Source organism: Flavobacterium tructae (assembly GCF_002217475.1).
Taxonomy (GTDB): Bacteria; Bacteroidota; Bacteroidia; order Flavobacteriales; family Flavobacteriaceae; genus Flavobacterium; species Flavobacterium tructae.
In genome coordinates this window covers 1-5,308 of the sequence record NZ_MUHH01000087.1, presented here as the reverse complement: position 1 = coordinate 5,308, position 5,308 = coordinate 1, and the positions used below count along the sequence as shown (strand labels likewise).

Sequence of the window (5,308 nt, the reverse complement as noted above, 5' to 3'; positions counted from 1 at the left end):
TTACGAAATCGATTGAAATGGGTACTTTTGCGCAAAATTTAAAAATAGTCGTCTATTTATTTTTTCAATTTAATCAATTATGAGCAAAAAATCTTTGTACCAAAAAGAGGTATCATTACAAGTCGACCGAAGAAGAGCTGGTGTCGAATTAATCAAAATCATAAGCGATTTATGGTATGACAAATCCATTGAAATGGTTCTTTTCAAAAACCAATTACTGGATCAAAATGTCAGCGATATTATCAATTTGCATCAATATGCCGGTGAATTCGTAGGCAAGCCTATCACCATTTTTGATTCTGTGGAAATCGCGAGAGTTATTTTATCTTTAGATCTTCCACCTGCTAAGTTAGATCTTGGAAAACTAACTTACGAATATCGTTTAGAAGATGAAAAGTATCCTGATGCGCGATATTTTGTAATCGATAAATTGAAAGAAGCAAAATCTTCAGAAGAAATTCAGCCAAAAGATGTTGTTTTATATGGTTTCGGAAGAATTGGCCGTTTATTAGCAAGAGAATTAATGTCTAAAACCGGTAAAGGAAATCAATTGCGACTGAGAGCGATTGTTACCAGAGACAAAAATGACGCTTCGACATTAGAGAAAAGAGCTTCTCTTTTAAGATACGATTCAATACATGGAGATTTTCAAGGGTCTGTTACTGCCGATCCAAAAAACAATGCATTAATTATCAACGGAACTACCGTTCATATCATTACAGCAAATTCACCGGAAGAAATTGATTATACTTTATACGGAATCAATGAGGCCTTAGTTATTGACAATACAGGAGCTTTTACAACAGAAGAAGCTTTAAAAAGACACTTAACTTCTAACGGAGCCAGTAAAGTTTTATTGACTGCTCCTGGAAAAGGAGTTCCAAATATCGTTCACGGAGTAAACCATAACGAGTACAATCCTGACGAAATTGATATTTTCTCTGCTGCATCCTGCACGACAAATGCTATCACACCAGTATTAAAAGCTGTTGAAGATACTTTAGGTGTAGTAAAAGGACACTTAGAAACTATCCATGCCTATACAAACGACCAGAATTTGGTTGACAATATGCATAAAAAATACCGTCGTGGAAGAGCAGCAGCTTTAAACATGGTCATTACCGAAACCGGTGCAGGAAGTGCCGTTGCAAAAGCATTGCCATCATTAGAAGGAAAATTAACATCTAATGCCATCAGAGTTCCTGTTCCAAACGGTTCATTGGTAGTTTTAAACTTAGAAGTTAAAAAAGCAACTTCGATCCCGGCTATCAACAAGATCATGAAGAAATACGCTTTGGAAGGTGAATTAGTAGAGCAAATCAAATATTCATTGAACAACGAATTGGTTTCATCAGACATCGTAGGAACTTCAGCTCCTTCAATCTATGACAGTAACGCTACAATTGTTTCAAAAGATGGTAAAAACATTGTATTATACATTTGGTACGATAACGAATACGGCTACAGCCACCAGGTAATTCGTCTGGCAAAATACATTGCCAAAGTAAGACGTTTTACTTACTACTAGGATACATCAAAACCACTAATACTGCAAAGCCATCAAGTTTTTCTTGGTGGCTTTTCTTTTAAATTTCAAATCATCACAATTTTAATCCAAAAAAAGTTCCAACAGCTTATTGAAACTATATGGGTAAAACTGTAGTACTCTTTACCTCTGAAATTACAAAAACAGTATTGATCAGAGAAACTTCAGGAAGAACTGCTAATTTTTTTTGATGAAAGTGATGAAAACTTTCCATATCGGGAATGACAACTTTCAACATATAATCAAAATTTCCCGAAACATAATTACACTCCACCACTTCAGGCAGATTTAAAATAGACTGATTGAATCCTTCCGAAGTATCATAAGTCTGCTTTGTGAGGGTCACCTGACAATACACCGTTAAATTATTACCGAGTTTTTTCTTGTTTAAAATAGAGACATACTTCTCTATAACACCCTCTTTTTCAAGACGTTTCACCCTATCATGAACTGGTGTCAGAGACAGATTTATCTTGTTCGCAATGTCTTTTAAAGTATAATGCGCATTTTCCTGTAAAAGTCGTAAGATTTTCTTGTCAATTTCATCTAAAGCCATAACGAAAACGTTTTCATTGATTAATAAAATTTAGTCATTTTTTCTTTTTAGAGGCAATTTGCTTTCCTGAAACAGTATATTTTTCTGTAAAAGTATAAAATAAAATAATATTTTCTTATTTATTCCACATTAATCAATAATATATTCTCTATCTGTAGTTTTGTAAAACAATTTCAACAAAAAATAAAAAAGATAACAAAATGATAATAGGTGTTCCAAAAGAAATCAAAAACAATGAGAACCGTGTAGCATTAACTCCTGCAGGAGTTTCTGAAATGAGAAAACACGGACATACTGTTTACGTACAAGCTACAGCCGGTTTAGGAAGTGGTTTCAGTGATGATGAATATGCAAATGCAGGTGCGGTAGTTTTAGGAACTATTGAAGAAGTATATGCCATTGCAGAAATGATTATTAAAGTAAAAGAGCCTATTGCTTCTGAATACCCATTAATCAAAAAAGATCAATTATTATTCACGTACTTCCACTTTGCTTCATCAGAGCCATTAACTCATGCTATGCTTGAGAAAGGTGTTGTATGTTTAGCTTACGAAACTGTTGAAAAAGCAGACCGCAGTTTACCATTATTAGTACCAATGTCTGAAGTTGCAGGTCGTATGGCTATCCAACAAGGGGCAAAATACCTTGAAAAACCATTAAAAGGAAGAGGAATTCTTTTAGGAGGTGTTCCAGGTGTTCCACCAGCAAAAGTATTGGTTTTAGGAGGAGGAATCGTAGGAACTCAAGCTGCTAAAATGGCTGCTGGTTTAGGTGCTCAGGTTACTATCATGGATTTAAGCTTACCACGTTTACGTTATTTAGATGATATCATGCCAGCTAACGTGAACACAGAAATGTCTAACCACTACAATATCACTAAAGCAATCGCTACAGCTGATTTAATTGTTGGTGCCGTTTTGATCCCGGGAGCAAAAGCACCTCACTTAATTACTCGTGACATGTTAAAATTAATGCGTCCTGGAACTGTTGTTGTTGACGTAGCTGTAGATCAGGGTGGATGTATCGAGACTTGTACTCCTACAACTCACGAAAACCCAACTTTCATCATCGATGATATTGTTCACTATTGTGTAGCAAATATGCCGGGAGCTGTTCCTTACACTTCTACTTTAGCTTTAACAAATGCTACTTTACCTTATGCTGTACAATTAGCAAACAAAGGATGGGAGACAGCTTGTAACGAAAACGAAGAATTGAAAAAAGGATTAAACATTGCTAATGGAAAAATCCTTTACAAAGGAGTTGCTGAAGCGTGGAATTTACCTTTCAACGAAGAAATAGTGTTAGCAAACGCATAGTGCTAACATTAAAATAAGTGCTTACTAAATCACTATCAAAAAGGCTTTTCTTAATTGAGAAGCCTTTTTTTACGCATAAAAAAACCTGTCATAAAACATGACAGGCTCTATATAGCTTTCAAGTACCGAAAAACTATTTTTCATCTAGAACTTCCTGCAACACTTTTGCTTCTGTTCCATTTGGAAAAGTTACTTTAATTTTTTGGGCTATTGTCGGCGCAATTTCAGTTATAGCCTTTTTGTCGTATGACTCACCTTTTTTAATATGCCATCCATAAAAAATAGCCGGCACATGTGTATCATAACTATAAGGAGTTCCATGTGATGTTCCTGTAGTAGAATATTCAATATTTCCAGGTTTATCAAGGATAATCAAATCTCCATTTTGAGTTACATCATAACCTTTCGCTATAAAATCAAGATAATAATCCTTTCCGGAATTTGCTAAAATTTCCTCTTCTGTATATGCTCTTTTAACTTGTGGCTGTGAAATCAAAAACTCTTTAAAACTCTGCTTCACTTTTACTAAATCAAGTCCTTTTTTCTTAAGAACTGGCTTATTCAAAAACACATTAAAGTTCGAATAATTTAAAATCAAATCTACACCAAATGTTTTCACTGAAAAATCCTGCAGACTCTTTCTAACATCCTTAACCGGATAATTGTTTACATTATACTTTCGATCCTTTAAATAGATCACATTCTCAGCACCCGCATGATCAGCTGTTAAGAATAACAGATAATTGTCTTTCCCAACCGTTTTGTCTAAATAATTTAAAAAGTCAGCAATTGTCTGATCCAATCTTAAATAAGTATCCTGAAGTTCCATCGATCTTGGTCCAAGTAAATGCCCCACATAATCTGTAGAAGAAAAACTTACCGTTAGAAAATCAGTTATATTATCTTTCCCTAACTCTTCCTTTTCGATCGCTTTCATAGCGAACTCTGCTAACAAATCATTTCCATAAGGAGTAGCTCTCAAAACCCCCGCATCATTCTTCTCGTACATACCCTTTAAATCATAAGGAAAAACCGGCGCAGCACTTCCATACAACTTCCCTTCGTATGGATTATTATCCGGTAAACTCTCATTATAAACTGAAAGTGGCTTATACAAATCCCACCCTTTATTGATATACGTCATATAACGCTTCTCATTATTGAATTCCGAAACCCATTCTGGTAACTTTTCACCATAAAAAGTACTCGAAATAAAAGAACCAGTCTTACTGTACCAGAAAGCCCAATTCGCAAAATGTCCTGCCGGTAAAATCGCACCACGATCTTTCAAACTCATTCCGATCACTTTACCTTCAAAATTAGTTCCCATTCTTACTTCATCAGTAATAGTAGTACTTAGCAAGTTTTTAGGAGACATCGCACCTTCTTCAGCAGTACCATCGCCAACTGTTTTCACACTAGCATCATCCGTGCAATAGGTATCTTTACCAAGCGTTCTGCTAAACCATTCATTTCCTACAATTCCATGAGTTGCCGGTGTGGTCCCCGTATAAATAGACGCATGACCAGGAGCAGTGTAAGTAGGCATATAATTGTAATGCATATTCTGAAAAGTATATCCATTATTCATCAATCTCTTAAATCCATTAGACGAAAAATCATCTGAGAACCGATACAAATATTCCATTTTCATCTGGTCTACCACAATACCTACCACCAACTTAGGGCGCTGCTGAGCACTTAAATTTGAAATTACAAACAGTGTCAACAATACAATAGTTTTTTTCATACTTAATTTATAATGTTTCAAACAAAAATACTCAATAGCATTTAAAAAAATCTATCACACCATCTTAAAAAACAAAAAATGACTGTATTTTAACAAAAACCAAATTAATAGAGCAATTATGGCGTTCCCCTTTGGGT

The 5,308-nt window shown here is 34.9% G+C and carries 4 protein-coding genes; 2 read left to right on the top strand and 2 right to left on the bottom strand.

All coding sequences use genetic code 11. From position 1 onward, the window contains the following. Window positions 1-79 precede the first annotated feature (79 nt). Entirely contained in the window at window positions 80-1,528 is a 1,449-nt protein-coding gene (locus tag B0A80_RS20550) for a glyceraldehyde-3-phosphate dehydrogenase (protein WP_070907535.1), read from the top strand. 115 nt (window positions 1,529-1,643) lie between these two features. On the opposite strand, the gene B0A80_RS20545 is transcribed toward B0A80_RS20550, so the two are convergent. After that, window positions 1,644-2,102, bottom strand: a complete 459-nt coding sequence (locus B0A80_RS20545; protein ID WP_017498637.1) for an Lrp/AsnC family transcriptional regulator — start codon at window positions 2,100-2,102, stop codon at window positions 1,644-1,646. A 200-nt stretch (window positions 2,103-2,302) separates the two neighbouring features. Here B0A80_RS20545 and ald point away from each other — a divergent pair, with 200 nt between their 5' ends. Further along, entirely contained in the window at window positions 2,303-3,421 is a 1,119-nt protein-coding gene (ald, locus tag B0A80_RS20540) for an alanine dehydrogenase (RefSeq protein ID WP_089078501.1), read from the top strand. A gap of 133 nt (window positions 3,422-3,554) precedes the next feature. Here the strand turns inward: ald and pafA are convergent, their stop codons facing one another. Continuing rightward, complete coding sequence (gene pafA / locus B0A80_RS20535; RefSeq protein ID WP_089078500.1) at window positions 3,555-5,171, bottom strand: alkaline phosphatase PafA; 1,617 nt, start codon at window positions 5,169-5,171, stop codon at window positions 3,555-3,557. Window positions 5,172-5,308: the final 137 nt, after the last annotated feature.

Excerpts from the sequence above, each read along its gene's own strand:
- B0A80_RS20550 (WP_070907535.1), top strand. The coding sequence starts at position 80 with ATGAGCAAAAAATCTTTGTACCAAAAAGAGGTATCATTACAAGTCGAC.
- B0A80_RS20545 (WP_017498637.1), bottom strand. The coding sequence starts at position 2,102 with ATGGCTTTAGATGAAATTGACAAGAAAATCTTACGACTTTTACAGGAA.
- ald (WP_089078501.1), top strand. The coding sequence starts at position 2,303 with ATGATAATAGGTGTTCCAAAAGAAATCAAAAACAATGAGAACCGTGTA.
- pafA (WP_089078500.1), bottom strand. The coding sequence starts at position 5,171 with ATGAAAAAAACTATTGTATTGTTGACACTGTTTGTAATTTCAAATTTA.